This is a genomic window from Pseudomonas sp. TUM22785, assembly GCF_028198105.1.
Classification (GTDB): domain Bacteria; phylum Pseudomonadota; class Gammaproteobacteria; order Pseudomonadales; family Pseudomonadaceae; genus Metapseudomonas; species Metapseudomonas solani.
In genome coordinates this window covers 5424803-5449583 of record NZ_CP116239.1, presented here as the reverse complement: position 1 = coordinate 5449583, position 24781 = coordinate 5424803, and the positions used below count along the sequence as shown (strand labels likewise).

General features: G+C 61.5%; 38 protein-coding genes and 1 pseudogene. 26 read left to right on the top strand and 13 right to left on the bottom strand.

Annotated features, from left to right (window positions below; all coding sequences use genetic code 11):
* Positions 1-3: 3 nt before the first annotated feature.
* The 3 genes from PI990_RS24790 to PI990_RS24780 all read right to left on the bottom strand — a co-directional run bounded on the left by PI990_RS24790 (position 4) and on the right by PI990_RS24780 (position 2351).
* The gene (locus tag PI990_RS24790; RefSeq protein WP_271658781.1) at positions 4-870 is read right to left on the bottom strand and encodes a ParB/RepB/Spo0J family partition protein; all 867 of its coding nucleotides are present in this window, start codon (positions 868-870) and stop codon (positions 4-6) included.
* Between the two features lie 317 nt (positions 871-1187).
* Positions 1188-1829, bottom strand: coding sequence for a hypothetical protein (locus PI990_RS24785; RefSeq protein WP_271658780.1), 642 nt, complete (start codon positions 1827-1829; stop codon positions 1188-1190).
* A gap of 240 nt (positions 1830-2069) precedes the next feature.
* Complete coding sequence (locus PI990_RS24780) at positions 2070-2351, bottom strand: hypothetical protein (RefSeq protein WP_271658779.1); 282 nt, start codon at positions 2349-2351, stop codon at positions 2070-2072.
* Between the two features lie 362 nt (positions 2352-2713).
* Between PI990_RS24780 and PI990_RS24775 the strand changes: the two genes are divergently transcribed.
* Positions 2714-3064, top strand: a complete 351-nt coding sequence (locus PI990_RS24775; RefSeq protein ID WP_271658778.1) for a DUF1654 domain-containing protein — start codon at positions 2714-2716, stop codon at positions 3062-3064.
* Here the strand turns inward: PI990_RS24775 and PI990_RS24770 are convergent, their stop codons facing one another.
* The 9 genes from PI990_RS24770 to PI990_RS24730 form a co-directional block, all read right to left on the bottom strand.
* On the bottom strand, positions 3065-3592 hold the full coding sequence (locus PI990_RS24770) for a hypothetical protein (protein ID WP_271658777.1): 528 nt from the start codon (positions 3590-3592) through the stop codon (positions 3065-3067).
* Between the two features lie 60 nt (positions 3593-3652).
* On the bottom strand, positions 3653-4318 hold the full coding sequence (locus PI990_RS24765; protein ID WP_442969298.1) for an SOS response-associated peptidase: 666 nt from the start codon (positions 4316-4318) through the stop codon (positions 3653-3655).
* Between the two features lie 72 nt (positions 4319-4390).
* On the bottom strand, positions 4391-4972 hold the full coding sequence (locus PI990_RS24760; protein ID WP_271658776.1) for a hypothetical protein: 582 nt from the start codon (positions 4970-4972) through the stop codon (positions 4391-4393).
* A 305-nt stretch (positions 4973-5277) separates the two neighbouring features.
* Positions 5278-6039 carry a TIGR04255 family protein gene (locus PI990_RS24755; RefSeq protein ID WP_271658775.1) on the bottom strand — a complete coding sequence of 254 codons (762 nt, stop codon included), beginning with the start codon at positions 6037-6039 and terminating at the stop codon, positions 5278-5280.
* A gap of 368 nt (positions 6040-6407) precedes the next feature.
* A complete protein-coding gene (locus tag PI990_RS24750) occupies positions 6408-6596 on the bottom strand; it encodes a hypothetical protein (protein WP_271658774.1) in 189 nt (62 codons plus the stop codon).
* Between the two features lie 66 nt (positions 6597-6662).
* Positions 6663-7193 (bottom strand): hypothetical protein, encoded by a 531-nt coding sequence (locus tag PI990_RS24745; RefSeq protein WP_271658773.1) that lies wholly within the window; start codon positions 7191-7193, stop codon positions 6663-6665.
* 125 nt (positions 7194-7318) lie between these two features.
* Positions 7319-7702 carry a hypothetical protein gene (locus tag PI990_RS24740; RefSeq protein WP_271658772.1) on the bottom strand — a complete coding sequence of 128 codons (384 nt, stop codon included), beginning with the start codon at positions 7700-7702 and terminating at the stop codon, positions 7319-7321.
* On the bottom strand, positions 7699-7965 hold the full coding sequence (locus PI990_RS24735; protein ID WP_271658771.1) for a hypothetical protein: 267 nt from the start codon (positions 7963-7965) through the stop codon (positions 7699-7701). The genes PI990_RS24740 and PI990_RS24735 overlap by 4 nt, the downstream gene beginning before the upstream one ends.
* A 23-nt stretch (positions 7966-7988) precedes the next feature.
* Positions 7989-8834, bottom strand: a complete 846-nt coding sequence (locus PI990_RS24730) for a S24 family peptidase (protein WP_271658770.1) — start codon at positions 8832-8834, stop codon at positions 7989-7991.
* A gap of 116 nt (positions 8835-8950) precedes the next feature.
* Here PI990_RS24730 and PI990_RS24725 point away from each other — a divergent pair, with 116 nt between their 5' ends.
* From PI990_RS24725 to PI990_RS24610, 24 genes and pseudogenes are all read left to right on the top strand, one after another.
* On the top strand, positions 8951-9187 hold the full coding sequence (locus PI990_RS24725) for a hypothetical protein (RefSeq protein WP_021217119.1): 237 nt from the start codon (positions 8951-8953) through the stop codon (positions 9185-9187).
* Positions 9188-9259: 72 nt separating this feature from the next.
* A complete protein-coding gene (locus PI990_RS24720; RefSeq protein WP_271658769.1) occupies positions 9260-9682 on the top strand; it encodes a phage regulatory CII family protein in 423 nt (140 codons plus the stop codon).
* Positions 9682-9810, top strand: a pseudogene (locus PI990_RS24715) (helix-turn-helix domain-containing protein); the annotation flags it as partial. The gene PI990_RS24720 and the pseudogene PI990_RS24715, both read left to right, overlap by 1 nt.
* A 372-nt stretch (positions 9811-10182) precedes the next feature.
* On the top strand, positions 10183-10560 hold the full coding sequence (locus tag PI990_RS24710; protein WP_271661388.1) for a hypothetical protein: 378 nt from the start codon (positions 10183-10185) through the stop codon (positions 10558-10560).
* Positions 10547-11326 carry a hypothetical protein gene (locus tag PI990_RS24705; protein ID WP_271658768.1) on the top strand — a complete coding sequence of 260 codons (780 nt, stop codon included), beginning with the start codon at positions 10547-10549 and terminating at the stop codon, positions 11324-11326. The genes PI990_RS24710 and PI990_RS24705 overlap by 14 nt, the downstream gene beginning before the upstream one ends.
* Positions 11319-11546, top strand: coding sequence for a hypothetical protein (locus PI990_RS24700; protein WP_271658767.1), 228 nt, complete (start codon positions 11319-11321; stop codon positions 11544-11546). The genes PI990_RS24705 and PI990_RS24700 overlap by 8 nt, the downstream gene beginning before the upstream one ends.
* Complete coding sequence (locus tag PI990_RS24695) at positions 11543-11902, top strand: Ref family recombination enhancement nuclease (RefSeq protein WP_271658766.1); 360 nt, start codon at positions 11543-11545, stop codon at positions 11900-11902. The genes PI990_RS24700 and PI990_RS24695 overlap by 4 nt, the downstream gene beginning before the upstream one ends.
* Positions 11899-12201, top strand: coding sequence for a hypothetical protein (locus PI990_RS24690; protein WP_271658765.1), 303 nt, complete (start codon positions 11899-11901; stop codon positions 12199-12201). The genes PI990_RS24695 and PI990_RS24690 overlap by 4 nt, the downstream gene beginning before the upstream one ends.
* Positions 12191-12619 (top strand): VRR-NUC domain-containing protein, encoded by a 429-nt coding sequence (locus tag PI990_RS24685; protein WP_271658764.1) that lies wholly within the window; start codon positions 12191-12193, stop codon positions 12617-12619. Before PI990_RS24690 ends, PI990_RS24685 begins: the two co-directional genes overlap by 11 nt.
* Positions 12616-12945, top strand: coding sequence for a hypothetical protein (locus tag PI990_RS24680; protein WP_271658763.1), 330 nt, complete (start codon positions 12616-12618; stop codon positions 12943-12945). Before PI990_RS24685 ends, PI990_RS24680 begins: the two co-directional genes overlap by 4 nt.
* 11 nt (positions 12946-12956) lie before the next feature.
* On the top strand, positions 12957-13532 hold the full coding sequence (locus tag PI990_RS24675; protein WP_271658762.1) for a hypothetical protein: 576 nt from the start codon (positions 12957-12959) through the stop codon (positions 13530-13532).
* Positions 13533-13902: 370 nt separating this feature from the next.
* A complete protein-coding gene (locus PI990_RS24670) occupies positions 13903-14211 on the top strand; it encodes a hypothetical protein (RefSeq protein ID WP_021217129.1) in 309 nt (102 codons plus the stop codon).
* A gap of 2 nt (positions 14212-14213) precedes the next feature.
* Positions 14214-14507, top strand: coding sequence for a hypothetical protein (locus tag PI990_RS24665; protein ID WP_236207443.1), 294 nt, complete (start codon positions 14214-14216; stop codon positions 14505-14507).
* Entirely contained in the window at positions 14504-15292 is a 789-nt protein-coding gene (locus PI990_RS24660; RefSeq protein ID WP_271658761.1) for a hypothetical protein, read from the top strand. Before PI990_RS24665 ends, PI990_RS24660 begins: the two co-directional genes overlap by 4 nt.
* 123 nt (positions 15293-15415) lie before the next feature.
* Positions 15416-15949: a terminase small subunit gene (locus PI990_RS24655; protein ID WP_271658760.1), complete on the top strand. Its 534-nt coding sequence runs from the start codon at positions 15416-15418 to the stop codon at positions 15947-15949.
* Positions 15921-17873 (top strand): phage terminase large subunit family protein, encoded by a 1953-nt coding sequence (locus PI990_RS24650; protein ID WP_271658759.1) that lies wholly within the window; start codon positions 15921-15923, stop codon positions 17871-17873. The genes PI990_RS24655 and PI990_RS24650 overlap by 29 nt, the downstream gene beginning before the upstream one ends.
* The gene (locus PI990_RS24645) at positions 17873-18076 is read left to right on the top strand and encodes a phage head-tail joining protein (RefSeq protein WP_021217952.1); all 204 of its coding nucleotides are present in this window, start codon (positions 17873-17875) and stop codon (positions 18074-18076) included. The genes PI990_RS24650 and PI990_RS24645 overlap by 1 nt, the downstream gene beginning before the upstream one ends.
* 1 nt (position 18077) lies before the next feature.
* Positions 18078-19586 (top strand): phage portal protein, encoded by a 1509-nt coding sequence (locus PI990_RS24640; RefSeq protein ID WP_271658758.1) that lies wholly within the window; start codon positions 18078-18080, stop codon positions 19584-19586.
* A gap of 7 nt (positions 19587-19593) precedes the next feature.
* On the top strand, positions 19594-21549 hold the full coding sequence (locus PI990_RS24635; RefSeq protein WP_271658757.1) for a prohead protease/major capsid protein fusion protein: 1956 nt from the start codon (positions 19594-19596) through the stop codon (positions 21547-21549).
* Between the two features lie 74 nt (positions 21550-21623).
* Complete coding sequence (locus PI990_RS24630; protein ID WP_271658756.1) at positions 21624-21977, top strand: DUF2190 family protein; 354 nt, start codon at positions 21624-21626, stop codon at positions 21975-21977.
* A 3-nt stretch (positions 21978-21980) separates the two neighbouring features.
* Positions 21981-22298, top strand: coding sequence for a hypothetical protein (locus tag PI990_RS24625; protein ID WP_271658755.1), 318 nt, complete (start codon positions 21981-21983; stop codon positions 22296-22298).
* Positions 22295-22780 carry a hypothetical protein gene (locus tag PI990_RS24620; RefSeq protein ID WP_271658754.1) on the top strand — a complete coding sequence of 162 codons (486 nt, stop codon included), beginning with the start codon at positions 22295-22297 and terminating at the stop codon, positions 22778-22780. The genes PI990_RS24625 and PI990_RS24620 overlap by 4 nt, the downstream gene beginning before the upstream one ends.
* On the top strand, positions 22777-22965 hold the full coding sequence (locus PI990_RS24615; RefSeq protein WP_021217427.1) for a DUF7210 family protein: 189 nt from the start codon (positions 22777-22779) through the stop codon (positions 22963-22965). The genes PI990_RS24620 and PI990_RS24615 overlap by 4 nt, the downstream gene beginning before the upstream one ends.
* A 3-nt stretch (positions 22966-22968) precedes the next feature.
* The gene (locus PI990_RS24610) at positions 22969-23751 is read left to right on the top strand and encodes a hypothetical protein (RefSeq protein ID WP_271658753.1); all 783 of its coding nucleotides are present in this window, start codon (positions 22969-22971) and stop codon (positions 23749-23751) included.
* 317 nt (positions 23752-24068) lie between these two features.
* On the opposite strand, the gene PI990_RS24605 is transcribed toward PI990_RS24610, so the two are convergent.
* Complete coding sequence (locus PI990_RS24605) at positions 24069-24500, bottom strand: Arc family DNA-binding protein (protein WP_271658752.1); 432 nt, start codon at positions 24498-24500, stop codon at positions 24069-24071.
* Between the two features lie 83 nt (positions 24501-24583).
* Here PI990_RS24605 and PI990_RS24600 point away from each other — a divergent pair, with 83 nt between their 5' ends.
* Positions 24584-24751: an Arc family DNA-binding protein gene (locus PI990_RS24600; protein ID WP_271658751.1), complete on the top strand. Its 168-nt coding sequence runs from the start codon at positions 24584-24586 to the stop codon at positions 24749-24751.
* The last annotated feature ends 30 nt before the right edge of the window (positions 24752-24781 follow it).

The window sequence follows — 24781 nt, the reverse complement described above, 5'->3', positions numbered from 1 at the left end:
CCTTCAGCCTTCAAGGGCTTCGGTGGACTGGCGAACGAGATCGATGAAGCGCTCGAGCTGGTTCGCCTTGAGGGTGACGGTGATGATCTCGGCGCCTTCGCCGATGGCGGCGCGCACTTGTTCGGGGAGGCTGTCCGCAATCGACTTGCATGACGCGTAGAGGCTTTCCAGAAGCGCCCGGGGAATCTCTGGCTCCTTCATGGCCTTGGGCGTGACCCGCGTTGCGCCGGCCGCCTTCACCTTCTCCAGGGTGCTCTTCAGCACCTTGCCGGCCTTGTCGCCGTGCTTGCGCACAGTGTTCGCGGCCACGGTGGCGGATACCGCGCCATCCTTCACCAGTTGCTGCACATCGGTGTTGGCGTTGCCGACGGTGAGCACCTGGTCAACGTGCTGGCGGGTGCGGCCCATCTTCTGGGCGATCTGCTCGTTGCTCCACCCGAAGGCAGCCAGGCGCTTGTAGCCTTCGGCCAGCTCCAGCTGCGTGAGCTTTCGGCCTTCCTGGCTGGTGATGACGCGCAGCACTCGCTCGGCATCGTTGCCGGTAAAGGCGGTTATCGCGATCCACGCCTGGCCAGAGTCATCACGCGGCAGGCGCCCCTCGGCATCCAGCTTCAGGTAGGCGCGCCGCCGGCGATGACCGTCCACCACCCACATGCCACCTTCAGCCCGTGGGCGAACCTCCAGCGGCGGAACCACACCACCCTGGTGCAGGTACTCGGCGAGCGCCGCAATCGATTGCTCGAGGTCTTCGCCCTCGGCGCGCAGGTTGAAACCCGGCTCCTCGTGGAGGTCTTCCAGGCGAGCCTTCATCGCGTCTGCGCGCTTCAGTTCGCCGTCCTTGATCATCTGCTTGAAGGATTTCGCAGTCATGCGATGGGCCTCGTAATTGGGTTGCGTGCATAGGTCGCCGGCCTCGCCGGAAGCAGACACTTCCGCAAGGCCTATCCGGCATGGCCGGCGGCGTATGGACTCAACAAAAAAGGGCTGGCCAGCGATGCCGGTCAGCCCTGCCTCCGTTCCGGTAGATGAGTTACTTCATGGCCGCGCCCTCCGCTGTTGCACCTGGATACCGGTGCCGCTCGTGCTCTCGTTGTTGCCCAGCGCGCGGCGTCATGCGTTGCGCGGTGGCGCCCCGTGTCGGTTCGGGGAAGGGGGGATGCTTGCCCTGCTACCGGCAGGGCGGCGGGTTAGTCTTCCTCAGGCGTCCAGCCTTTCACGCCATATGCAAATGCTGTCCACTTAGCCTGTTCTTCTGCGCTCATGGAGTCCCACCTGCCGGCGCAGTCCTTTTCTGCTATCTCACCGCCGATAAAGGTGATGGTCCCGCAGTTGCAGCCGATGTCTTCGTCAGCGAACTGCACCCGGATCACTGCATCCGGATGCAGCCTGGAAAGCTCCTTGAAAACCGGAGCGGGGCAGGACCATGCGGTTTCAAAGCTGAGGCGGCCCTCGTCCAGTTCGATAACTTGGCTGTACGCATTCCACTTGGTACCCCAGGCGGCTCGGCCCCAGTTCATGTTGTGCATGTGCCCGCAGCTACGCTTGTTGCGCAGCATTTGCACGAACTGCTCGAACTCTTCGTCGTCCAGGTCCATGACGTTCGCGCGCTGTCGATTTGAAGCCTGCAGAGATTTGATTAGGGGGTTCTCGTTCAGCGGTTCCCAACTGATCGCTTCCGCAGCTGTCTCTGCAGCTGCGCTTATGAAGTCCCACGGAAAAGCACCCTTGAAGGGAAGCAGCCTGTTGAAGTCGACAACACCGTCGGTATTGATCATCGAGTTGAGCACTTCTGCCGGAGCCTGAACTCGGTTCGTAATGTGGTTGGGCACGATCTGTTACTCCGTTCTGCCCTATCGGGCTGTGGTGTGGCTGCATGGGTGGGTGATCTGGCCAGTCCGGCTAGAAGCGCTTTTTGGCGTTCTCATTCACCTCACGACGACGGCGGTTTAGCTCAATGATTCGGTCAGTTTCCGCCTCACCCTCTATTGCATCGAAAGCTGCGAGAACTAGTCGCGAATAGTCGCGACCGTCCCCCTTCAGATTTGCCTGTCCTCGCTTTGGATTTGCTTTCATGCGGCCTCCTCGAAGACTGTGCTCGACGGTGAAACGCCGAATCTGGACCAGTTGGACGGCGAGTAGAACTGCACCACCTTGGCAATCTTCACGATGAATTCGGCCCCGAGGCGGAAGGACTTGCCTTGGTAGGTGCGGGGCTGGGTAAGCTTCTTGTCGAAGCATGTGGCCCCAACAAGGCGACCATCGCTCAGGCGGATTCCATGTTTCAGTGCGCGCCCACAGTGTTCGCAGTGGCATTCGCTTTCGTAGCCAACGATTGAGATCTGCATCTTCATGCCCTCCACGGGCGGTGTTAGGTCTACATCCCAAAGCCCACCCTCTGGATGGGCTTCAGTGATGCTTTCCCGCAAACCTCCGCGCCGTTAACCGGTGGCGGACGCATTGCGTATTTCGGTGACGTCCACAGGGTTCAAACGCCGTCTGGCACCTGTGGATCTCTGCTGGTTGTTAAAGAGCGGCGCCCTGTCGGGCTGGCCGGCGGTGTTCTGCTGGCGTGAGCTAAATTTAGCCTCGGGCTAAATAGTTGGCAATAGCTCAGAGCTAAATTTTTCTTGTGCTCGAATTCGACATTCGCCCTATTGCCGTACTTAGCAATCTGCTATTACTGTACGAATATCCAGTAATGAGGAGTAAGCCAATGGCCAAGCAGAAGACCCAGAAGCAACCCGAACGCCTCGTGATGAGCAGCCGTGAGCGCCTGGGCTTGAGGGTGTCGGAGATGATCAATTCGCCAAAGTCGCAGCTGAACCGGCGCGTGACGATCCACCGTCTGGACACGGACGAGGATCAGGCGTGGGAGGAGGTGCTGGAGCTGCTCGGCGAGACGGACGGGATCGAGATGACCTTCAACGACGACGGCACCGTGACGCTGCAATGGGCGCAGCAGGAGGAGGGTGGCCCGACGGCAAACCAGGGAGGACCCGAGGACGATGAAGAAGAGCTGAAGGTGCTGTGGCGGGAGTCGGTGGAGATGCCGGCACCGTTCTGATCACCGATCGATCTTTTCCACCCAGCTCTCAGTTGAGTGGGTTGGCTTGGCGAGCTGCATGCGGAGGATTTTGCCGTCTGGCAACTCCACCTCCATGCCGCGCACGATGGCGAACACGGTGCTGACACAGTCGAAGTACCCATGCAGCTCCCACTCGCCGTCGTGCTGATACCTGGGGTTAATGCATCCGCCCCGTTCTGGCGGTCCGTATAGCGTGAAGTGGCTGGTGCAGGAGATGCGTCCGGCCTTCACATCGCCCTCGAAGATGTCGTAGAGGTGTCCGTACTGGTAACTGGACCGGGCCAGAGTGTTGCGGTTGCAGCTGGCCTGGAAGGCCCTGAAGGCATCCAGAATCAGCTCGTTGCGCAGTTCCATGCTGATGCTGCCGGCCAGGTGCAGCTGGTTGGCCTTGTCGCGCAGCAGGCCGTAGTGCTCGTAGGTTCGATACATCCAGGCGTTGTCATCCGCGAATGCGGAGCACCAGTTGGTGAGGTGCCTGGAGTGGCGGATGCGTGCGTAGTCGGGCATGGCAAAATGGAATACTGTATGTATATACAGTATCCGCCCGCCGCCGCAGTTCAGCCACTTTCACCCGACGGGAAGCGGCTCCACCAGGTGCGCACCCTGGTTGCGCACGTTACCCACGGCACGATCAACCCGATACCACTCGAACACATCCGGGCCCTCGCCGGCGCCCAAAATCTCTTCGGCACGCGCATCAGGTGTGGCCGGGTCCAGCCATTCCCGGGCGAGGGTAGGGGAGAACGCCACCGGCCGGCGGTCGTGCACATCGACCATGCCACCCAGGGCGTCGGCAGTGATGATCACGAAGCCGTCGTCATCCCGGGGCTCATCATGCACCTGGCCGATTGAGGCACATAGGGTTGGCGCACCATCCTGGCGCCGAATGAAGTAGGGCTGCTTCTTCGGCCCGCCCTCGTCGACCCACTCGAACCACCCCGACACCGGGCAGAGCATTCGATGCGGCCATATAGCGCGGAAGAACGGCCCATGCGCGACCTTCTCGGCGCGGGCGTTGATCGGCGCTGCGCGATCCTGAGCCCAATGCGGCCGCCACCCCCAGCGCAGCGGCGCCACGCGCGCATCGTCATCGAGCGGCAGCACGACCTGCACCTGCGTAGTTGGCGCTACGTTGTACCGCGGCTCAAGCGGTGCGCCTGGCGGCAGACTGTGGATATTCAGGAGGTGGTAGATCTCGGCCCAGGACATGAACTGGGCGACGCGTCCGCACATTGCCTGTCTCCGTCATCGCGAAACAGGAAGGGTAGACCAGAATGAAAAAGCCCCGCACTGAGCGGGGCTTTGCTATCGATCAACTTTTTCATGAAATCTGCATAAATGGATTGAGAGCTTAAACACGAACATGTAGAAGCCAACCATACTCAATGTGACAATTTTCTCTTTGTTCGTGTTACGAAGAAAGGCATCAGCTCTGATCGAATTAATGTCACTAAACCATATAACATAGTCTTCGGACAGGACGCCTTGAGCTGGTAAAAACATGAACTGCGTATTTTTTTGCTCCTTAATCGCCCGGAGCTTGGATTCCGCCGACTCAGCAGAGCATGCGCCTTTAATCATTTTCTCAATAGCTGAATAGGGAATTATCGGTGAGAATGATATTTTTGAGGCGATATCTCTTTTGTTGTTTGGGTCTACGTCGCAGCTATTGGACAGTACGATTCCGCGAATCTCCTGCTGTGTTCCTGCGTCGAAATTAAAAATCCTTAGACCAGTCCAGCAGTCTCCCTGAAGAATGCCTTCATGCTCCTTTGTGGAGTACATTGGAGTTGCGGAGCTATAATTTTCTAGCTCTTTGAGTAGCCCCTCACCAGACTCTCTATTGAGGTAGTATGGGATTTGATCCATCAAATCATAACCAGTCATCAAACTAGCTCTGGTAGAGTGAACTCAAATTGTTCAGCATTAGTTGCTCAAGCTCGTGGTCGTATGGAACCTGGCTTTTCAGAAGGTTCTCATAGATCCCGATAACCCTTTGTTGCGGTGTTCGTTGTCTTCTCTCAACAGTCGATACGACCGATAGCCCGACAGCGCTTGGTTGTGTTCTTGTAACCTCAAGCCGCCTGGTGCTCGGCTGAGGTCCTGGCTCTACCGGCGCGGAAAATCCTCCCGCACACAAGCCAGCTGCAATTGAAATAGTTGCAAGATTCCGATACCCGCTGATCGAAAAACTAGGGCTCATAATGTGGCTCCAGGTATGCCAAACCCTCTTCAGAAAGGAATCCGAAGAACAGTTCCTTGTTCACGTCATGAAGTCTTGTTAACGAATCTCTTGCTCCGTGAATGAATTCAGAAATTGGGATTTGCGGAGTATTTACAATTGAGTCTATTGAAACAATTGTGCCGGTCTTAGTTATTCCTGAATTTGTATTTATGGTTCCGGCGCCAAAAACATCAACTATATTTATAGAGTCTTCGATGAGTATCTCTGAGCGTATGTGTGTGTCGGCAAGCCTAAATGAGTATGGCGATGCTTTTGCCGATAATTCAAGGCTTAGAAAATCTTCTGGAGATTTATCTTTCGGGATCTCAATTACATCTGTGTACTTAATTGAGAATCTGCTGACGGAGCCAACGATACCGCCGGCTTTGTTGAGGATAACTGAAAGAAGGCCACTAATGCTTTCCAAAAATCCAGCCCATCCTGGGTATGGTCTTCCAGCATTGAGTATCACTGAGTTGTCACTGAGATAAATGACCATACTGCCCCAGCGCAGACTATTCAGCGGAGTGAAGTGAAACACTGGGTCAGACTTACGAATGAACTCAGGGATCTCAGACTGAGGAAGCCGATCGATGCTTGAGCAATGCAATTCTGTGTAAATGATGCCGCTGAGTAGGCTCGCCAGTGGGAACTCACACTGGAACCGAATCTCAAAGACTGCATCGACAAGAGGTTTCTTCCCGAGGCGCGTCGGCAGTTTTGTGGGCATTTTGACTCCCGCTTCAATCCATTGAAACCGAGCAACCTTGAGGTTCCGGCATGGTTGCTAACAGAGTTATCCACAGCCAATGGTAACGTTGGCTCGCGATTATCCATTCGTCAAACCATTCGTCAAATGGTTCATGAAACGTTACAACGGCCGTTACCGTAACGCCCGCATCGCCAGCGGCTTGCAAGCCAATTGCCATTCGTCGGCGCCCGGGCGGTCATGGGACAACGCGCGGGTTTTGAAATTGATTGCAACGAACCGTACTGGTTATCGGCGCAATCCAAATCGCGCTTGAATGCGCCGGGATTCCGTCACCTGACGAGCCAACCGTCAATCTGTGACGCTCAGACGCTCTTTTCTAGCCCTGGTTACATCTTGAGAGGCTGTGACGAAGCGCTGGCCCTTGTGCCTCTACCCAAGATGTAGCACGGAAGGTTCCAGCCATTTGGCCTGGTGGTGGGCACTACAGCGATCAGTGTCCAGCCTTCTGCGATCAGGGCTTCCGCCTGCTCTGCGGTATCTGCTTCTTTCAGTTGCTTCACGAACTTCATTTCCATGACTGCTCCTTGTGATGGCTTATGGTCCGCGCCACTAGCGCTGGACGAATCTGGTAACCCCTGGTGTCACTCCCCCATGATCCTCCGGTACTCCAGCTGGTACTGGTCATAGGGAAGGTTCCGCTGCTGGAGCTGTTGGAGCTGCTGTTGCTTGCTGATGGCCTGTTGCTGCTCAACGGGATATGACGCAAGCGGGGGAGGCGGGAGCTGAACGAGAGACGCTGACGCTGTTTGCGGGAGCGTGTACATCGATCCGGTGGCCGGGTCGATGATGAGCATGCCCAGCACGCCGCCAATCAATAGGTTGCCCCAATACCAGCCGTCGATGCCGGAGTTCAGGGTGTAAGTGGACGGCTCGTAGCCATCCTTACGGAAGGTAACCAGGTAACGCTCACCGTCGAAGTATCCAGCGCCGGCCTTGAGCTTGACGGTGGCCGGGGTGTTCCCCGTGTACACGGTCTTCCCGTCCTCGTTCTTGATCTCGATGTTCGCGTTGCTCGGAGCGCTGGTGATGCTGACGGGATAGGTGTCTTCGCTGAAGATGCTTGCGCAGCCAGAAAGCATGGACAGCGCAACAGCCGCAATGAGATAGCGCACGGTGAAACCTCCTTGTTGATATTGAAGTGGCATCATAGTCCGGCGGGCGGAATTTGCGGATCCCTACCAAGGGATTAGGCTGCCACTCTCACCTCTGCACAAACCTGGTAACCCAGTGATCGCCCCTACCGCGCATAGGCACATATGCTCGGGAACTCATCGCACCTGTCTGTGGGGCGGCCCACGCTCTCACAGACTCCAGGCTCTGCGTCGCAATCAACCACGGTCCAGCCTTCCAGGTGAAAGAATTCCGGGTTCGATAGGAATTCGGCTTCGTACTTGACCTTCTCGCCGTGCCTTTCCAGCTCTGCAGGGGTGCAGTCATCACAGTCTGGTGGGATGAGTGCGTAGTTGGCTGGCGCCTGATACAGCAGCTCAGCCAAGGCCTTCTCTTTGGCAGCCTTTTGCTCTGGAGTCGTCGGCGGAACCACATAGGGCTTCGGCGCTTGCGATGAGCAGCCGGTGAGAAGGGCGGCCGACACCAGGGAGGCCAGGAAAATCGATTTCATCTCTGCACGAACCTTATAACGCCCGGGTGCTGCTCCACGACTATCCCTTCCCATGCTCTACCTGAGTCTGTGGTGATGAGGACCCGGAAGGCCACGGCCTGCTTCTGGCTGTGGAGCTCATAGATCCCGTTCTCCAGTTGCAGGAGCTGGATATCATCGATCTCGATGGATTCGTTGCTGGAGAGGGAGGTGAAGGAAACGAACGCCTTGCCGGAGTAGACGAGGTGCTTGCCGTCGCGCGGGATGAAGCGTCTTTCCAGCATTTCCTTTCCTCCCTGGGTTGGCTCTATACCCGCCGCGCGTTCCACACCAGCAGCACCCGAGCCTGTATGTACGTCTCCTCGATCCGGATGTCTTCTGGGGGATGCAGCGTGTTATCGGAGAGCATCTTGAAGTGCTCGGCTCCTCTCAACTGTAGGCGCTTGATGTAGAACAGGCCTTGGTAGGTGAAGGCGTATATGCCGTCGCCGGTGAATTCACGGATGCTGGCGTCGACGATGAGCGGGTCGAGGTGCTTGATGGTGGGCGCCATCGATTCACCATCGCCGGTGATCATCTTGAGGTGCGCCGGGTCCTGGTACTTCACTCCCAGCTCGCGCAGGTGCTCCTGACTGACAATGACGTCGCGGAGCATCTCCGGATACTCACGCACGAGCTTGCCGCTACCCATAGCGCCGCGGACGTCGTAGTGGGCGATGCTGATCTCGTCGCCTCGTGTGGGTCGCCTGGAGAAGTCGGCCCTGATGACGTTTCCGCTGGGCTCTACCACCCCGGACAATGGCTCTTCGGCGGCGCCAAGCAGGCGCTCGCGGGCTTCCTTCGGAAGCGCCTTGCCGGCCTTGGTGGCGAGCATGGCGCGAACCAGGTCAGCAGGGGTCTTTCCTGAGGCAGGCGGCGCCTCGACCGAACCATCCAGCCCCGGCTCCCGGAGCTGATCCATCCAGCCTCTCTCCAGGCCTTCCAGGCTCTCGATTCGTCGCGCCACGTCGTCGCCCAGGTTCTTCTCAGTGCGATCCGAAAGGATCTGGCTCAGGTGTGCAGGCGCCATTTCCCACTTCAGCGCGCATGCGTTCTTGCGACGCGTGCCGATGAGGTTGATGAGGTTCTGCTTGCGAATTGCGTAGATGTCCATTCGACGATGTTGCCATCCTTTAGCTCCGTGCTAAATGTGCGCACGGCTAAATTTACCTTGCTCGCGCATTAGCCGTGAGCTAAATTTCCTCCTACTTGAAACAGGAGGAATCCTTCATGAATGACCACCTGCGCGACTGGCTCGCGAAGGCTCCAGCCCAGGTCCGCGAGTCGGTCGCCAAAGAAGCCGGCACCACCGTCGGGCACCTCTGGCAACTCGCTGGCGGCCACCGTAAGGCTTCGGCGGATCTCGCTGAGCGCCTTCAGGTCGCCTCCAAGGGCGAGATCACCATTGCCGGCCTTCGCCCCGATCTGCTCGAGCTGGCTCACAAGGTTCTCCAGGGCGTCGCCTGAGCACGTCATCCACGAATACAGGATGGCGTGCCACGTAGCGCGCCGCCACGGAAAGAAGAGCGAGGTTTTACGATGGATCATTTCCTGCGAGCCATTCACGACACGGTCCACGACGGCGAGCCCAAGAAGCTGGCTGCTGCGATAGCCATGCCTCATGTCAGCCTGCTACAGCGGGTCAACCCGGACAACGATGCCCACTGGCCGAATGTGAAGCACTTCTACGCGCTGCTGCTCCACTCGGGCGACCTTCGCTCCCTGGCGGCGCTGGCTGATGACTTCGGACACATGATCGTTCCGAAGGAAGAGGCAGAGCCGAAGGCGATTCCGGCGGCGGTCCTGGGCATGCACACCGAAATCGCAGACGTCACTCGCGCCGTTGCTGATGCCCTGGCTGACAACCGCGTGACCGAGTTGGAGAAGAAGATGATCCGCCGGGAGATCCAGGAGGCTCGCAAGGCCCTCGATACCCTGGAAGCCTCGGTGAAGGTGGCCTGATGAGCACTGTGATCATGTCGGCCTGCTGGCCGCTCCAGGGGATGACAGCCACTCAGAAGGCTGTGCTGATCTCGCTGGCGGACAACGCCAACGACGAGGGCGTGTGCTGGCCTTCGGTGTCTAACATCTCGCTACGCACTTGCCTGTCGGAGCGTGCGGTGCAGGGTGCCATCAAGTGGCTGTGCAGCGTGGGGGCCCTGGCCACCAGTGACCGTACTGGCCGCTCCACCGTGTACACGGTGACCCCCGAAGCATATGCACCCCCGCAGGAGCTGCACCCCCGCAGCAAATGCACCCCCGCAGATGGTGCGGGTCTGCCCCCGCAGGCGCTGCACCCCACCCCCGCAGATGGTGCACCCCACCCCCGCCGCAGCTGCACCCAGAACCGTAATAGAACCAAAAGAGAACCATCAAAAGAACCGCAATCCTCTTTGCCGACCGTCCCGGCCGGCCAGCGGAAGGGCAAGCGGCCGACCAAGGCTGAGAGCCAGGAAGCGGAGGTGGCACGCCAGGAAGCCTGCAGGGCGATCTGGACTGCCTACGCGATGGCCTACTTCGATCGCTACGGCGCCAAGCCGGTGCGCAACGCCAAGGTCAACTCCCAGGTTGACGGCCTGCTGAAGCGCCTCGGCGCCGAGGAAGCCCCGGCGGTAGCCGCCTACTTCGTCGGGATCAACGACGCCAACCTGATTCGCAGCTACCACGAGTTCGGCCAGCTGCTGGCCAAGGCAGAGGCCTACCGCACCGCCTGGGCAACCCAGACCCAGGTCACCGGGCGCACCGCCCAGCAGGCCGAGAAGACCCAGGCCAACCTGAGCGCAGCCCAGGCCGCCCTGCAGGTCCAGCGCGAGAGGAGGGCAGCCAGTGCTAACGCCTGATCAGGAAGACCAGCTGCTGGTTTCGCTGTTCGCCACCGCTGAGGCGATGGTACAGGAGCTGACCCAGGCCGCCGGCCTGATGATGATCGACGACCTGAAGGGCTACCCGGAGCCGGTGGTGGTCGCGGCGCTGCAGGCCTGCCGCCGGGAGCTGACCGGCAAGCTCACCATCGGAGCGATCCTGCAGCGTGTGCAGGCAGCCGATGGCCGCCCGGGTCGCGACGAAGCCTGGTCCATCGCCCTGGCCGCCTCCGACGAGTTCGAGTCGGTGATGCTGACCGAGGAGATCCTGGCAGCGCTGCAGGTGGCCAAGGCCAGCCTGGATATGCGCGACAAGGTGGGAGCCCGGATGTCGTTCCTCAGCGCCTACGACCGTCTGGTAGAGACGGCACGCCGAGAGGGCAAGCCAGTCAAGTGGTCGCTCTCCATCGGCTACGACCTGCAACGTCGGGCCCTGGCGGTCGAGCAGGCGGTGCTGCTGCAGCGCCTGCCCGCCCCGGTTGGCCAGCAGCTGCTTGCCGACCTCCGAGAACAAGGCGTGCCGGTGAGCCAGGACGGAGCCGCCATTGCCGGCCTGCTCACCGGTCGCACCGGAAACCCATCCCCACAGCTCCGTGAGCGCCTCCTGGAACTGAAGAAGTCCCTGGCAGAGCAGAAGGGCGCCCGCGCCCGAGCGCGCCGCGAAGAGCTCAACCAGTACGACGAACGCCTGAAGGCCCGGCACGCGGCACGGATGGCTGAAGCACAAGGAGCCGACCATGGCTGACAAACTGCGCTGGCGCCAGAAACGCGACCGCGACCAGAAGCTGATCAACGACTGCTGGATGACCGAGTGCGGCTACACCATCGCGCTGTGCCGGCTGCCGAACAACCGCTACACGATCACCGCCCCGGGTGGCAGCGCTCCGTTCGCCTACACCAACGAGCGCGACGACATCACCCCGCTGATCCTGGCTCATAAGCAAGCCCAGGCGGTGCCGGCATGATGCAGGGAAGAGCAGTAACCGCCGAGCAGCGCCGCTGGCACGACAAGCTGGTGAGCGAGGTCGGCTGCATCGCCTGCCGCAAGGACGGGCGCCTGGGCAACACCCACTGCAGCATCCACCACATCAGCGGGCGCACGAAGCGTGGCGCGCACTGGAACGTGATCCCTCTGTGCGGTCCGCACCACCAGACCGGCGGCGAGGGTGTCGCGCTACATCACAACAAAGCGAGATTCGTAGCGCGCTACGGCAGGGAGGACGACCTCCTCGCCGAGTGCGCCAAGATCCTCGCCACCGAAGGCCACGATATCCCCGCCGGCTTCCTGGCCTGGCTGGATGGCGATGAGGTGATGGCGTGAGGCGCCCGAGCGGGGTCAGCCCGCTCACCCACAAACGCCACCCCGACGGCTACACGCTGAACCTGAAGATGCACTACCCGGAGCTGGTCGAGATGGGCTGGGTTCGTGTTGAGCAGTACCGGCAGGAGAGGGCCGGCCACGCAGTGGTAGCTGAGTTCGGCAACCAGGACGGCTTCCCCTGCTGGATCTACAAGACCAGGACGGCAGATGGCCGGACCTTCGGCGGCTTCCCCAGCGCCCTGGGCGCCGCGAAGTGGATCGAGCGCGAGCTGGCGCGGGAGGTGGCCAATGTCGGGTAAGCGTCTGGTATCCACCCATGCCTTCCGCCGGCCCTCTGTGGACTACGAGGGGAAGGAGCAGGCCGCACTATTCAAGTGGCTGGCCCTCCAGCACCCGCTGGCGCACAAGCTGGCCTACCACGTCCCGAACGGCGGTCACCGCGTCAAGGCAGTCGCCGCGAAGCTGAAGGGGCAGGGCGTGAAGGCCGGTGTCAGCGACATCGTGCTGCCGATGGCCAGGGGCGGCTACTTCGGCCTGTACATCGAATTCAAGGCGACCCCACCGCATGACTCGCCGGTTACCGAGAGCCAGCAGGCGTACCTGATGAGCGTAGAGCTGCAGGGCTACATGGCCCTGGTGTGCCGAGGGATCAACGAGGCGATTGAGGTCATCAACGGCTACTTGGCCATGCCGCCCACTCAGGCGGTGAAGGGGTGATCCCGAAGCGCCACGGGCCGGCTAAGAGGCTGGAGGTAATCGACCTGGCTGCCTGCCCCGATTGCGCTGGCCAGGGTTGGACGAGAGGCATCTTCCACGACATCAAGTGCAACACCTGCGGCGCGTCGGGGATGGTGAGCAAGGAATCAGGCGAGGCACTGCCCGCCGAGGTGTTGGTGCTGCAGCTGCGCCTGCGCCTCAACCAGCGGGACCGCCGGCTGGCTCAACTGGAGAGCCAGCAGAACAGCAAAGGCGGCCCGCATCAGGACTACATAGGAATGAAGAACCCCGCCGGGATCGGCGGGGGAAACTGGACCGGAGATTAAGGGGGAAGACCATGGTTTACGCATCAGTACTCGCTGCGGTGGTTTCCGCTCTCGCGGCAGAGACGATCGACAACACCGCCAAGCAGGCATGGCAGAAGCTCTACAGGCCTGGGCACGAGGATGGGCACGACTTCGCCACGCTGATGGGCACCGATGGAGCTGGCCTGAACCGAACCGACGTGGACTGCTGGGTATTTGCCCGCCTGCACAGCCAGCTCAAGCCCAGGCACTGGGATGTTCTGGCAGCCAGGTACGGCACCCACAAGGGCCGTAAGGTGGGTGCGATTGGTCGGCTGTGTCCGCTGATTCCAAGCCACGCCCCGAAGCTGTTCGTGCAAAAGGCTGTAACGGCCTGGGCTATTCCGCAGATGAAGGGGGTGGATGGGAAGCGCTCGTGCGACATGATCGTGCTGCCGAGGAGCTTCTACGACATGAACAGCTGGGATCTGGAGGCAAGGCCCGAGCAGACCCGTCGCCGTTGGCGTGGTGACGTGCGTAAGCGCCTGGATGAAATGGTGGAGGAGGCGCTCATCGCCGCAGGGGAGATTCTGGAAGCGGAAGGGTTGCTCTTCACCGAAGCGGCATAGTGGGTTGCAACCCGTGAGCGCATGAGCGATATTAAACCCATCCTGTCGATCTTACGCGTCACGAGGACCGACTACGCAAAGCCCTGGCCATCCCGCCGGGGCTTTTTGGTCTCTGGAGGCGATATGAGCAGTAAAATTTGGATAGGGACGTCAACTGCTCAGATCTGGCAGATACGTTTATGGATGAAATCAGACTACAAGGGTTGCTGGCCCAAAAGATTCCCAGCGATTCGTAGAGCGCTTTTCAGCTAAAGCCCAGCCATCGAGCTGGGTTTTTCGTTTCTGGAACCCCGTCTTGCTCTGCGCTGCTCCCCTCATCAGCAGCAGCGCCCTTGCCCCCTCCCGGGGCCTTTTATTCATGGAGAGACCTATGGAACCGACGTCGACTGCGGCGGGTGCGGTATTCGCCAAGTATGGCGTCGCGATCGCTGGCTTCGCTGGCGCCGTGCTCTCGCTGAGCTTCCTGAAAGGACTCACTCGCAAGGAGGCTGGCCTGGCCGTTCTCACTGGCTTCGGCTCTGCTGTCTTCACCACTCACTTCGTCATCAACTACTTCGGGCTTCCGGCAGACGCCGACTCCCGCAACGGCGTGGCCTTCCTGATCGGCCTGCTGGCGATGAACATCATCCCGGCCATCAAGGCTGCGGCGGAGCGGTTCACGCCCACCAGAGGCACCTGACCATGATCAACTCCCTGCTGATCGGCCTGGCTGCGCTGCTGTGCATCCTGGTCGTACTGGCTGCGCTGGATTACCTGCGCGCCGTGAGCGTGTATGAGCATCCTGTGCTGTGTCTGTCGTTCTACCTGGTGGCCATCGGTGCGTTCGGCGGCTTGGTCGTGACGATCAAGACCTGGCACTTCGACCCCTATAGCGCGCTGGTGCATTCGGGCTTGCTGCTTTTTGCGTTCGTGAAGCGCCGGCACATCTTCCGCGATGAGTGGGGGTGGTCAGGCGTAGAGCGCCGCCAGCGGTGATTACGGTCAAGCCGACAGGCCTCGAACAGGCGATGGCTCGGCTCACGGACCTGGAACGCAATCAGCTTCCGTTCGCCACTGCTCTCGCTCTGACCAGAACCGCCCAGGTTGTGGCCGAGGACATCCGCGCCGAGATGGGCGTGGTGTTCGATAGGCCCACGCCCGCCACGCTCAACAGTCTCTACATCCAGTCCGCTACCAAGCAGAAGCTTGAGGCTCGGGTATGGATCAAGGATGGCCGCAGCGTGAACGGCAAGGGCAACGTGGTCGGGCGTGAAGGTGCATGGGGTAAGGGTAGGGCTGCATCCAGCTGGCTGACCCCTGAGATCTACGGCGGCCCTCGCAGCGACAAGGGCATCGAGAAGATGCTAAGGCGTAAGGGAGTGCTGAAGCAGGGCCAATACATCGTTCCGGGAAACCGGATGGAGCTGGATGCCTACGGCAACATCCCCAAGGGCACGCTGAACAAGATCATCTCCGGCGCCTCGCTTTTCACTGAGGAGGGATACAGCGCCAACGCCACAGGCAGCAAGCGCAGCAGGGCCAAGGGCAATGCCAAGCGCTACTTCGTCATGCACAACACCAAGCGCGAGCCATTCGCTGTCGCTGAGCGCACAGGCAATGGCAGGTCAGGGCTACGTGTGGTGCTGGCCTTTGCTGGCCGCGCCCCGAGGTATCGGAAGGCCCTCGACTTCTTCGAGATCGCAGAGCGAACCGCTCAGCGTGAGCTGCCACGGCAGTTCGAGCTCGCGATGGCGCAGGCCATGGCCACTCGCCGTCGATAGAGAACCCCTATGGTCTTGGGTCCTCCCGGAGGGGGTGGTCCATGAGGGTAATTCGAGCCCCGATCTCGGGCTACTTATCAGTTTTTTCAGGCGGTTCCGGTTCCGGTACCGGCGGTGTTCCCCATGGCAACCCAGGCAGAGGTAGCCCAGCATCTCGATTTGAGCGACCGCTGGGTCCGAAAATTGACTGCAGAGGGCGTGCTTCCTGGCTCCAAGGGAAAGGGAGGGTTTGATCTAGAGGCGTGTCGCCTTGCCTATATCCGCTACTTGCGAGGGCTGGGAAGCAACCAAGTCAAACCGGAACTGGACCCGGAATTCCCGGAAGGCATCGACCCCCTGGCTGAGCACAAGCTCACCCAGGAACGACTCCGGCTTACGTCCGCTCAGGCGGAGGGCCAGGAGCTGAAGAACGACATCAACCGGCGCCGAGCGGTACCAACCGACTTCGCCATGTTCGTTTTCTCCAAGCTGGCGGCCGAGATCGCTTCGATCCTCGACACCCTGCCCCTGACCTTGAAGCGGCGTCACCCAGACCTTGAGGTCCGGCATATCGAATCGGTGCAGCGCGAGCTGGCCAAGGCGCGTAACCGGGCAGCGCTGCTGGACGAGCGCCTGCCTGGACTTCTCGATGAGTATCTTGCAACCGCAGCTGACTGAACTGGCCAACTCGATTCGTGCCGGGCTGAAGCCACTGGAAAGGCCTGCTCCCCAGACTCCGGTGGAATGGGCTGACGGGGGCAACTTCTACCTGTCGAGCGAGTCGTCGTATCAGGAAGGCGAGTGGGAGACCCTGCCCTTCCAGGTGGCGATGCTGAATGCCATGGGCAACGACGAGATCCGCACGGTTAACGTGATCAAGTCCGCCAGGGTCGGCTACTCCAAGATGCTGCTGGCGGCCTCTGCCTATCAGATTGAACACAAGCGCCGGAATATTCTGGTTCTTTTGCCTTCGGACGGCAGCGCTGCGCGATTCATGAAATCGCAAATCGAGACGATGGTTCGCGACGTGCCGTCGGTAAGGCGGCTCGCACACTGGTTCGGAATCAAGAACCACCGGGACAGCACGCTCGACTGCAAGTTATTCAGCCATGGCAAGCAGCTCTACTGCCGCGGCGGCGCTGCTGCCAAGAACTACCGCGAGTTGTCCGTCGACACCGTTATCTACGACGAACTGGCCGCATTCAAGCCAGATGTGGAGAAGGAGGGCTCTTCGACGTTCTTGGGCGACAAGCGCATTGAGGGTTCCACGTTCCCGAAATCCATCCGGGGCAGTACGCCGAAGATCAAAGGAAAGTGTCAGATAGAGACTGCGGCGTCCAAATCGCTCCACTTCTTTCGCATGCACGTCCCTTGCCCAAAGTGCCGTGTGGAGCAACCTCTGCTCTGGGGCGGCAAGGACTGCGAGTACGGCATCAAGTGGGACCCCGAGGATACCAAGAGGGTCTGGTACCGGTGCGCCGCCAGCGGGTGCGAGGTCCTGCAGCACGAGATGCAGGAGCAGCACTCATCCGGCCGTTGGATCTGCGATCGGACAGGTGTTTGGACTCGCGACGGCCTTGATTTCTACGACAAATCAGACGAGGCCATACCAACGCCCGAGTCTGTGTCATTCCATGTTTGGACGGCATACAGCCCTTTCACCACATGGGTCCAAATCGTCACCGACTTCCTGGCTGCAAAGGGTGACCGCAACTCCCTCAAGTCCTTCGTCAACACCACCCTCGGCGAGACCTTCGACGACAGCGAAGGGGAGAAGGTGGAGTGGGAGGTTTTGTACGGGCGCAGAGAGGTCTGGGCTGGGGAGGTGCCGGAGCTAGCAGTGCTGCTGACCGGCTCAGTGGACACCCAAGACGACCGATACGAGGGTCGTGTCTGGGCTTGGGGGCCTGGCGAGGAGGCTTGGCTGGTTTATCGCTTCATCCTGATGGGTGACCCGGCCAGCGAAGAACTCAAGCGCAAGGTGGGCCTGGAGTTCCAGAAGCAGTTCACGCGCGCTGATGGCCTTGTCATGAAGGTTGATCGCTGGACGGTGGACTCCGGCGGCCACTACACCGACGAGGTGTACTCGATGAGTCGGCAGTACGGCCTCCATTGGGTCATCCCCACGAAGGGATCGAGCGTCTACGGCAAACCTATCGCGAGCATGCCGCGTACCCGAAACAAGGTGATTGGCGTGTACCTGACGATGATCGGTACCGACAACGCCAAGGACCTCATCTACAGCCGCTACCTGCTCCCGATTGATACCGCCAAATCACAGGCTGGAATCAGCCAGCCAGGTGTAGTGCACCTGCCGTCGAATGACGACATATGCGACGAGACCGAAGCGAAGCAGCTCACCGCCGAACAGAAGATCGCGAAGTTCGTCGACGGCAAGTGGGTTCACCGATGGGAAACCATCCGCCCCCGCAACGAGAGTCTCGACTGCTTCGTTGGTGCCCTGGGTGCTCTTCGGATCAGCCAGCAGCGCTTCGGTGTAAATCTCGACCTCCTGGCTCTTGAGCCAAGGCCTGGCGGCGATGCGGCTGTTTCGAACGAAGAACGGCCTCGCGCCAAATCCTCCTACTGGAAGAAGAACTGATGGCCTACACCCTGGAGCAGTACGAAGCCCTGAAGGCCGCCCTGGCCGGCGGCGAGCTTCAGGTGCGTTACGCCGACCGCGCCGTCACCTACCGCAGCGTGGACGAGATGATGCGCATCCTCCGTCAGATGGAGGGCGAGCTCGGCCTGAACTCCCACAACAACGGCGGCAGGCGCTACGCCTCCTTCTCGAAAGGCTACTGACATGGGCTTCATGGACAACCTGTTTCCCGGCCGTGCCGCGAAACGCGCAGAAGCTCGCCTGCGAAAAAAGAAGATCGACCTGCAGATCGATATCTTCGAGCGCCGCTTCGAGGGGGCTGCCAAGGGCCGCCGCAATGACGGCTGGCGCAGCAGCAGCACTGATGCCAACGCCGAGATCGGACCGGCACTGGCCCGCCTGCGCAACCGCGCGCGGGACCTGCGCCGGAACAACCCCTATGCCGAGCGCGCCGTCACCGGCATTGCCGACAACGTGGTCGGCGCCGGCATTGTCCCGCGCCCCATGGCGAAGTCCGCCCGTGCCAATAAGAAGCTGATGGACCTGTGGAAGGCGTGGGGCGAGGAGACGCTCTGCGACGCCGACGGCCTGGAGAACTTCTACGGGCTTCAGCACAAGATCATGGAGGCGGTGCCCGAGGGCGGCGAGGTGCTGGTGCGCCGGCGCTGGCGCAAGTCCTCGGATGGCCTGCCGGTGCCGATGCAGCTGCAGGTGCTGGAGGCCGACTTCCTCGACGAGGAGAAGCACGGCCCCAATGGCGCCAACGAGATCATCCAAGGCATCGAGTTCAGCCCCATCGGCAAGCGCGTCGCCTATTGGCTTTTCGATCAGCACCCAGGCGCCAACAACGCCTGGCGCACATCGACCTCCCGCCGCATCCCGGCCGAGGACGTGATCCACATCTTCCTGCCGAAGCGCCCCGGCCAGGCTCGCGGCTACAGCTGGTTCGCGCCGGTGATGCAGCGTCTGCGCAACTTCGACGAGATGGAAGACGCGGTGATGGAGCAGGCGAAGATCGCCGCCTGCTTTTCCGCCTTCGTCACTCAAGACGAAGGAACCGGTGGCGCCGGTAAGGCGCCTCCGCTCATCGAGAGGGTTGAGCCTGGAATCATCCAGCAGCTGGCACAGGGCGAAAGCGTCAGCTTCGGCACACCGCCGACGTTTAACGGCTACGACTCCTACGCCTGGCAAGGACTTCACGCCATCTCCGTCGGCCTGGGGGTTCCCTACGAGCTCACCACCGGGGACCTGAAGGGGGTGAACTTCTCCAGCGGCCGGATGGGCTGGCTGCACTTCGCGCGCCGGGTGGACGTGTGGCAGTGGCGGATGCTGATCCCCCAGCTCTGTGTGGGCGTCTGGTGCTGGTTCATGGAGGCCCAGGCCCTGCTGCCGGGTGGCGTGCTCGAGGACGTGAAAGCCGAGTGGACGCCGCCGCGCCGCGAGATGGTCGATCCGAAGTCGGAGATCGAGGCCGTGAAACAGCGCCTGCGCAATGGCCTGGTCACCTGGCCGGATGCCCTGCGGGAGCTCGGCATCACCGACCCGCAGGCACATGCAAAGAACATCCAGGACGCCAACGCCCTGCTCGACGACCTCGGGCTGATCCTCGACTGCGACCCCCGCAAGGTGCTCGCGGCCGGTTCGGCAGCGGCTGCCACCAACACCACCAAAGAGAAACCGGAAGATGCCGCAGACGACGAACAAGACGCATGAGACCCCCATGCTCACGCTGCGCGCCGCGGTGCGTCCGGAGACGGTCGACATCGAGGCTCGCACCGCTGAGCTGGTGTGGACCACCGGCGCCCAGGGCCGGCGCTGGAACTGGGATGTGGGTTACTACCTCGAGGAGCTGGAGGTCAGCGACTCGGCTGTGAAGATGGAGCGCCTCAACAACGGTGCTCCTCTGCTCAACGCCCACAACCAGCGGGAGCTGCGCTCCGTGCTGGCCGTGGTTGAGAAGGCCTGGCTCGAGAACGGCGAGGGCCACGCCCTGGTGCGCTTCAGCAAGCGCGAGGACGCCGACGAGGTGTTCCGCGACGTGAAGGACGGAATCCTGCGCAACATCAGCGTGGGCTACACCGTGCACCGCTACGTCCTGGTAGAGGGCGGTGACGACACCATGCCCATCTACCGCGCCGTGGACTGGGAGCCCATGGAGCTCTCCATCGTGCCGATCGGCTTCGACGACGGCGCCAAGATCCGCAGCGCCAAGACCCCGGCCGAGTACGACGGCCAGCGCTTCAACACCCTTTTCGAAACTCGGGAGGCTGAAGAGCCTGCCGCCCAACCGGCCGCCGTGGCCAACCCCCAAGAGGAAACCGAAATGACCGAAGAAGAGAAACGCGCGGCCGAAGAGCTGATCCGCCGTGAGGCAGCCGAGGCCGAGCGCAAGCGCGGCACCACCATCCGCGCCATGGCCAAGAAGGCCGGCCTGGGCGATGACGTCGCGGAAGACCTGATCGCGCGCGGCGCCAGCCAGGCTGAAGCCAGCGCTGCCATGTTCGACCTGCTGGCCGAGCGTCAGCAGCAGAGCCAGCCCGAGTCCCGCAGCACCCAGCCCACCGTTGTCGCCACTGTGGACAACGGCGTGCTGACCGCCAAGCGCGGTGCGATGCTGAACGCCCTGCTGAACCGCTGCAACCCCACCATCAAGCTGGAGGACAACAGTCGCGAGTTCCGCGGCATGCGCCTGATTGACATGGCGCGCGAGTCCATCGAGCTGGTAGGTGGTAGCGTTCGCGGCATGACCCCGCAGGAGGTGGCCCGCGCTGCACTGGGTTGCGACCGCCAGGCCGTCCGCGCCGCAGGCATGCATTCCACCAGCGACTTCCCGCTGCTGCTCGGCAGCACCGTGAACCGCACCCTGCGCGATGCCTACCAGTTGGCTCCCCAGACCTGGCGTCCGCTGGGTCGCGAGACCACCGTGCCGGACTTCCGCGCCGTAACCCGCGCCGCCCTCGGCGATATCTCTGCGCTGGAGAAGGTGCAAGAGCACGGCGAGTACAAGTACGGCACCCTGAACGAAGAGGGCGCCCCGCTGAAGGTGGCCAAGTTCGGCAAGATCATCGCGCTTACCTGGGAGGCCATCGTCAACGACGACCTCGGCGCGCTGACCCGCATTCCGCAGGCACTGGGTGCTGCTGCCGCGCAGACCGAGTCCGACCTGGTCTGGGCGCTTCTGCTGGGCAACCCCAACTTCACCGACAGCACCCCGGTGTTCGACACCGCTCACGGCAACCTCGCCGCCAGCGGCGGTGCGATCAACACCACCACTCTGGCCGCCGCCCGCGCCGCGATGCGCAAGCAGAAGTCCAAGGCCGGCGCCTTCCTCAACATCGGCCCGGAGTTCCTGGTGGTGGGCCCGGACAAGGAGCTGGAGGCATACCAGTTCACCAGCTCCAACTACGTGCCGGCCAAGAACGCCGACATCAACGACAGCCGCAACGCCTCGTTGACCGTGATCGTCGACGCTCGCATCACCGGTAACCAGTGGTACCTCTACGCCGCCCCCGGCGTCGTGGACACCTTCGAGTACGCCTACCTGGAAGGCGAGCAGGGCGTCTTCACCGAAACCCGTGAGGGCTTCGAGGTGGACGGTATGGAGATCAAGGCGCGCCTGGTCTTCGGTGCGGCGTGGATCGACTACCGCGGCGCCTACAAGAACCCGGGCAACTGATCCTCCACCACTCCCAGCAGGGCGCCTTCGGGCGCCCTTTCTGTTTCTGCTCCTGACCCTCCTCGAGGTGACACATGAAGACTTTCATCCAGCACGGCGACTGCATCACCGTACCGGCGCCCACCGGCGGCACTCTGTCCGGCCAGCTCTACAAGGTCGGCGCCTTCGTCGGCGTGGCCGCCACCACCGAAGCCCAGGGCGACCCCGTGGTCCTGAAGCTCTCCGGCGTGTTCGAACTCACCAAGATCAGCGCCCAGGCCTGGGCCGTCGGTGACCCGGTGTTCATGAACACCACCAGCCGCGCCCTGACCAACGTCTCGGCTACCGGGCTGGTGCTGGTCGGCGCCGCCACCGAAGTGGCCGCCAACCCCTCCGCCGTTGGCCGTGTTCGCCTCAACGGCGTTTCCGCTCCGGCGGCCGTGGCCTAACCCATGGCCTGGGCCGACATGCGAGACCGCATGCACAACCGTGTGGTCGCGCACCTCAACGACGGTACGGCCGAGTACCGGGGCCTCAATGGAACGCCCCCGGTGCGGTGCCTGCCGGTGATCGTCGACAACAACCTGATGCAGAACGGCCCCGAGGGCCTGATGCGCTCGGACATGATCGGCGTGAGCTGGCGCAAGCCACTACTGGAGACGGCAGAGCGGGGCGGGATCTTCCTGCACTGCGGCCGCCGACTGATCGTTGAGGACGTCATCGCGGACGACGGGCACATGGTGACCGCCGCCTGCATGGAGGACGCATGAGCAACATCCTGACTGCAGTCCGCCAGGCTCTGATCGCGAAGGTCCAGGGCATCACCACCGCGCAGGGCTACCTGACCAATATCGGCGACAACGTGAGGACCGGCTGGCTGAACGAGGTGCTGCCGCCCAAAGGGCCGCCGCTGAGCGGGCTCCCTGAACTGTTCGCACTGATCCAGAAGGCGCCGAACCGACCGCCCGAACGCGGGCCGGCGGCTATCAAGGCATTCCCGGGGTTCTTCGTGATCGGTTTGGTCAAGTGCGACCTGACCTCCTACGAAGACGCGCTCGATGCCATGGAACTGGACATCTGTCAGGCCCTGCTACCGGCATCCGGCGTGTTCCCGCAGGGATTCCCGACGGGAGTCACCGGCCTGTCGCTGGGCGCCTCAGAGCCATTCCCGCCAGGCGATGGCCAGCGCTACGCCGGCGTCCTGGTACCCATCCACATCACCACCATCATCCAGGAGCGAATCCGCCGATGAGCACTGAGAAACCCGTGCAGCTGGTCGAGGTAGAGCTCGCCGGCGAACACACCCACAAGGGCGTCGACTACAAGGCCGGCGACACGATCAAGGTCACGAAGCGCCAGAAGCTGTTCCTGGAGCAGTCCGGGAAGATCGGCGCCGTCGTCCTCAACCAGGCCTCCCCGGCCACCATCAAGGAGTAAGCCATGGCTATCTACAAAGAGACGGTCGTCATCGGCGGCTTTCTGAAGGCGCGCGAGGTCGGTTCCGGTCTGCCCTTCCAGAAATGCGGCCTGGTATCCACCATCCAGCACACCACCGAAACCAACAGCCTGACGCTGCCTGACACCACCACCCCGCAGGGTGGCGAATACGACAGCCTGGACCGCGTTACTTCGGTCGGTCTGAGCATCAACTTCCGCGAGATCTACACCTGGGTGTTTGCGGCCCTGGTCTGGGGTAGCGCCTCTAACGTGGCTGCCAGTACCGTCACCGGTGAGGAGCACGTCGCCACCGTCGACGGCACCATCGCCCTGGACAAGATGCCGCTCTCCATCACCAGCGTCAGCAACGAAGCCGGCACTACCGACTTCGACGAGGGCATCGACTGGAACATGACCGGCTCCGGCATCGAGGTTGTGGCCGGCGGTGCGCTGGAGACTGCCATCAAGGCTTCCCCGTCCGGCACGCCGTACAAGGTCAGCGTCGATTACAGCTCCGCCGCGGTGGACGTGATCGAGGCCCTGACCAACAGCGGCAAGACCTTCGAGTTCCTCTTCGAGGGCGAGAACGCCGCCGGCACCCAGAAGCGCGTCGAGGCTCGCTTCTTCCAGTGCCGCCTCAACCTGGCCACCACCATGGACTGGATCAACACCGAGGACTTCGGCGGCTTCGAGGCTACGGCCAAGGTGCTGCGCGATACCACCAAGGTGGGCGCTGGCACCTCGAAGTACTTCCGCATCAAGAAGGAGCTCCCGGCGGCGGCCTGATCGGTGGGCATGGGCCAGGGAGAAACGGCCTAAGCCCAGCTTGGGCCTTCTCCCGAAAATTTCAGGAATTCAATCAAATCAGTGGCTTGGAGGAACTGAGCGCCACCGGAGTCCGCTGGGCGGCCGTCTTGGCAGCCCCGGGCTGTTCGGCACCGGCGGCAAGGTGGGATTTCCCCACTCTGCTCTCCGGCGAGATGTGAGCAAGCCAGCTCGCATCTTCAGTCCAGCCGTTGGCTGAATCAAGAAGGAGCTCCCGGCGGCGGCCTGATCGGCGGAAACGAAAAGCCCCGCTCAAGGGCGGGGCTTGGTTGTCTGCATCAAAACGTTAGTGTCATTCCATCCCGGTCGTATTTCACCGAATAGCCGGCTTTCCGAAGCTCCGAGGCGAGTGGTTCGGTCACCTCCTCAAATTCGACCTTGGACATCTGCATGAGATCCAGATCCACCCACTCGATGTAGGTGTGTGAGGCACCCTTGCTGATTGCGCTATTTAGGCCTTCAACGACTTGGTCGCGAAGCTCTGCCGCAATGTCCAGGCGCGCCGCCGAAGCTAGCTCCTTCGCTTTGGAAGCAGGGACGATAGATCGAGATGCAGCCTCCTTAAAGATGCTTGCCTCGAGACGAGCAACGATCTCCGCATTTAGAGACCGTTTGGCGTCCTTGGCTGACTCCTCCAAAGCAGTCTTGAGGGCCGGCTGCATGCGAAGGCCGAAGGGGTTGATGTTTCTGATGAGGTCTTCGTTTTCCATGGTTACACACTGTAGTCACATTTTTCGTTGACACATAGACACACGGTGTTATCGTTACATCGTGTAGTTATCTGGAGGGAGCCATGAAAACACGCGATATCAAGCCGTTCGGTCTGCGATTGCAGCCGGCAGTTAAGGACGCAGCACGGGGCGAGGCGACGATGAATCGCCGCAGCCTGAATGCTGAAATTGAGCTGTTGATAGAGGAGGCACTGAAGTGCAGAGAGCAGAGGCGGGCCTCGATGGCCTAAAACGAAGAAGCCCCGGCGTGCAGGCCAGGG

Excerpts from the sequence above, each read along its gene's own strand:
- PI990_RS24790 (WP_271658781.1), bottom strand. The coding sequence starts at position 870 with ATGACTGCGAAATCCTTCAAGCAGATGATCAAGGACGGCGAACTGAAG.
- PI990_RS24780 (WP_271658779.1), bottom strand. The coding sequence starts at position 2,351 with ATGAAGATGCAGATCTCAATCGTTGGCTACGAAAGCGAATGCCACTGC.
- PI990_RS24775 (WP_271658778.1), top strand. The coding sequence starts at position 2,714 with ATGGCCAAGCAGAAGACCCAGAAGCAACCCGAACGCCTCGTGATGAGC.
- PI990_RS24770 (WP_271658777.1), bottom strand. The coding sequence starts at position 3,592 with ATGCCCGACTACGCACGCATCCGCCACTCCAGGCACCTCACCAACTGG.
- PI990_RS24765 (WP_442969298.1), bottom strand. The coding sequence starts at position 4,318 with ATGTGCGGACGCGTCGCCCAGTTCATGTCCTGGGCCGAGATCTACCAC.
- PI990_RS24760 (WP_271658776.1), bottom strand. The coding sequence starts at position 4,972 with ATGACTGGTTATGATTTGATGGATCAAATCCCATACTACCTCAATAGA.
- PI990_RS24755 (WP_271658775.1), bottom strand. The coding sequence starts at position 6,039 with ATGCCCACAAAACTGCCGACGCGCCTCGGGAAGAAACCTCTTGTCGAT.
- PI990_RS24750 (WP_271658774.1), bottom strand. The coding sequence starts at position 6,596 with ATGGAAATGAAGTTCGTGAAGCAACTGAAAGAAGCAGATACCGCAGAG.
- PI990_RS24740 (WP_271658772.1), bottom strand. The coding sequence starts at position 7,702 with ATGAAATCGATTTTCCTGGCCTCCCTGGTGTCGGCCGCCCTTCTCACC.
- PI990_RS24735 (WP_271658771.1), bottom strand. The coding sequence starts at position 7,965 with ATGCTGGAAAGACGCTTCATCCCGCGCGACGGCAAGCACCTCGTCTAC.
- PI990_RS24730 (WP_271658770.1), bottom strand. The coding sequence starts at position 8,834 with ATGGACATCTACGCAATTCGCAAGCAGAACCTCATCAACCTCATCGGC.
- PI990_RS24725 (WP_021217119.1), top strand. The coding sequence starts at position 8,951 with ATGAATGACCACCTGCGCGACTGGCTCGCGAAGGCTCCAGCCCAGGTC.
- PI990_RS24720 (WP_271658769.1), top strand. The coding sequence starts at position 9,260 with ATGGATCATTTCCTGCGAGCCATTCACGACACGGTCCACGACGGCGAG.
- PI990_RS24700 (WP_271658767.1), top strand. The coding sequence starts at position 11,319 with ATGGCTGACAAACTGCGCTGGCGCCAGAAACGCGACCGCGACCAGAAG.
- PI990_RS24695 (WP_271658766.1), top strand. The coding sequence starts at position 11,543 with ATGATGCAGGGAAGAGCAGTAACCGCCGAGCAGCGCCGCTGGCACGAC.
- PI990_RS24685 (WP_271658764.1), top strand. The coding sequence starts at position 12,191 with ATGTCGGGTAAGCGTCTGGTATCCACCCATGCCTTCCGCCGGCCCTCT.
- PI990_RS24675 (WP_271658762.1), top strand. The coding sequence starts at position 12,957 with ATGGTTTACGCATCAGTACTCGCTGCGGTGGTTTCCGCTCTCGCGGCA.
- PI990_RS24670 (WP_021217129.1), top strand. The coding sequence starts at position 13,903 with ATGGAACCGACGTCGACTGCGGCGGGTGCGGTATTCGCCAAGTATGGC.
- PI990_RS24665 (WP_236207443.1), top strand. The coding sequence starts at position 14,214 with ATGATCAACTCCCTGCTGATCGGCCTGGCTGCGCTGCTGTGCATCCTG.
- PI990_RS24655 (WP_271658760.1), top strand. The coding sequence starts at position 15,416 with ATGGCAACCCAGGCAGAGGTAGCCCAGCATCTCGATTTGAGCGACCGC.
- PI990_RS24650 (WP_271658759.1), top strand. The coding sequence starts at position 15,921 with ATGAGTATCTTGCAACCGCAGCTGACTGAACTGGCCAACTCGATTCGT.
- PI990_RS24645 (WP_021217952.1), top strand. The coding sequence starts at position 17,873 with ATGGCCTACACCCTGGAGCAGTACGAAGCCCTGAAGGCCGCCCTGGCC.
- PI990_RS24640 (WP_271658758.1), top strand. The coding sequence starts at position 18,078 with ATGGGCTTCATGGACAACCTGTTTCCCGGCCGTGCCGCGAAACGCGCA.
- PI990_RS24635 (WP_271658757.1), top strand. The coding sequence starts at position 19,594 with ATGCTCACGCTGCGCGCCGCGGTGCGTCCGGAGACGGTCGACATCGAG.
- PI990_RS24630 (WP_271658756.1), top strand. The coding sequence starts at position 21,624 with ATGAAGACTTTCATCCAGCACGGCGACTGCATCACCGTACCGGCGCCC.
- PI990_RS24625 (WP_271658755.1), top strand. The coding sequence starts at position 21,981 with ATGGCCTGGGCCGACATGCGAGACCGCATGCACAACCGTGTGGTCGCG.
- PI990_RS24620 (WP_271658754.1), top strand. The coding sequence starts at position 22,295 with ATGAGCAACATCCTGACTGCAGTCCGCCAGGCTCTGATCGCGAAGGTC.
- PI990_RS24615 (WP_021217427.1), top strand. The coding sequence starts at position 22,777 with ATGAGCACTGAGAAACCCGTGCAGCTGGTCGAGGTAGAGCTCGCCGGC.
- PI990_RS24610 (WP_271658753.1), top strand. The coding sequence starts at position 22,969 with ATGGCTATCTACAAAGAGACGGTCGTCATCGGCGGCTTTCTGAAGGCG.
- PI990_RS24605 (WP_271658752.1), bottom strand. The coding sequence starts at position 24,500 with ATGGAAAACGAAGACCTCATCAGAAACATCAACCCCTTCGGCCTTCGC.
- PI990_RS24600 (WP_271658751.1), top strand. The coding sequence starts at position 24,584 with ATGAAAACACGCGATATCAAGCCGTTCGGTCTGCGATTGCAGCCGGCA.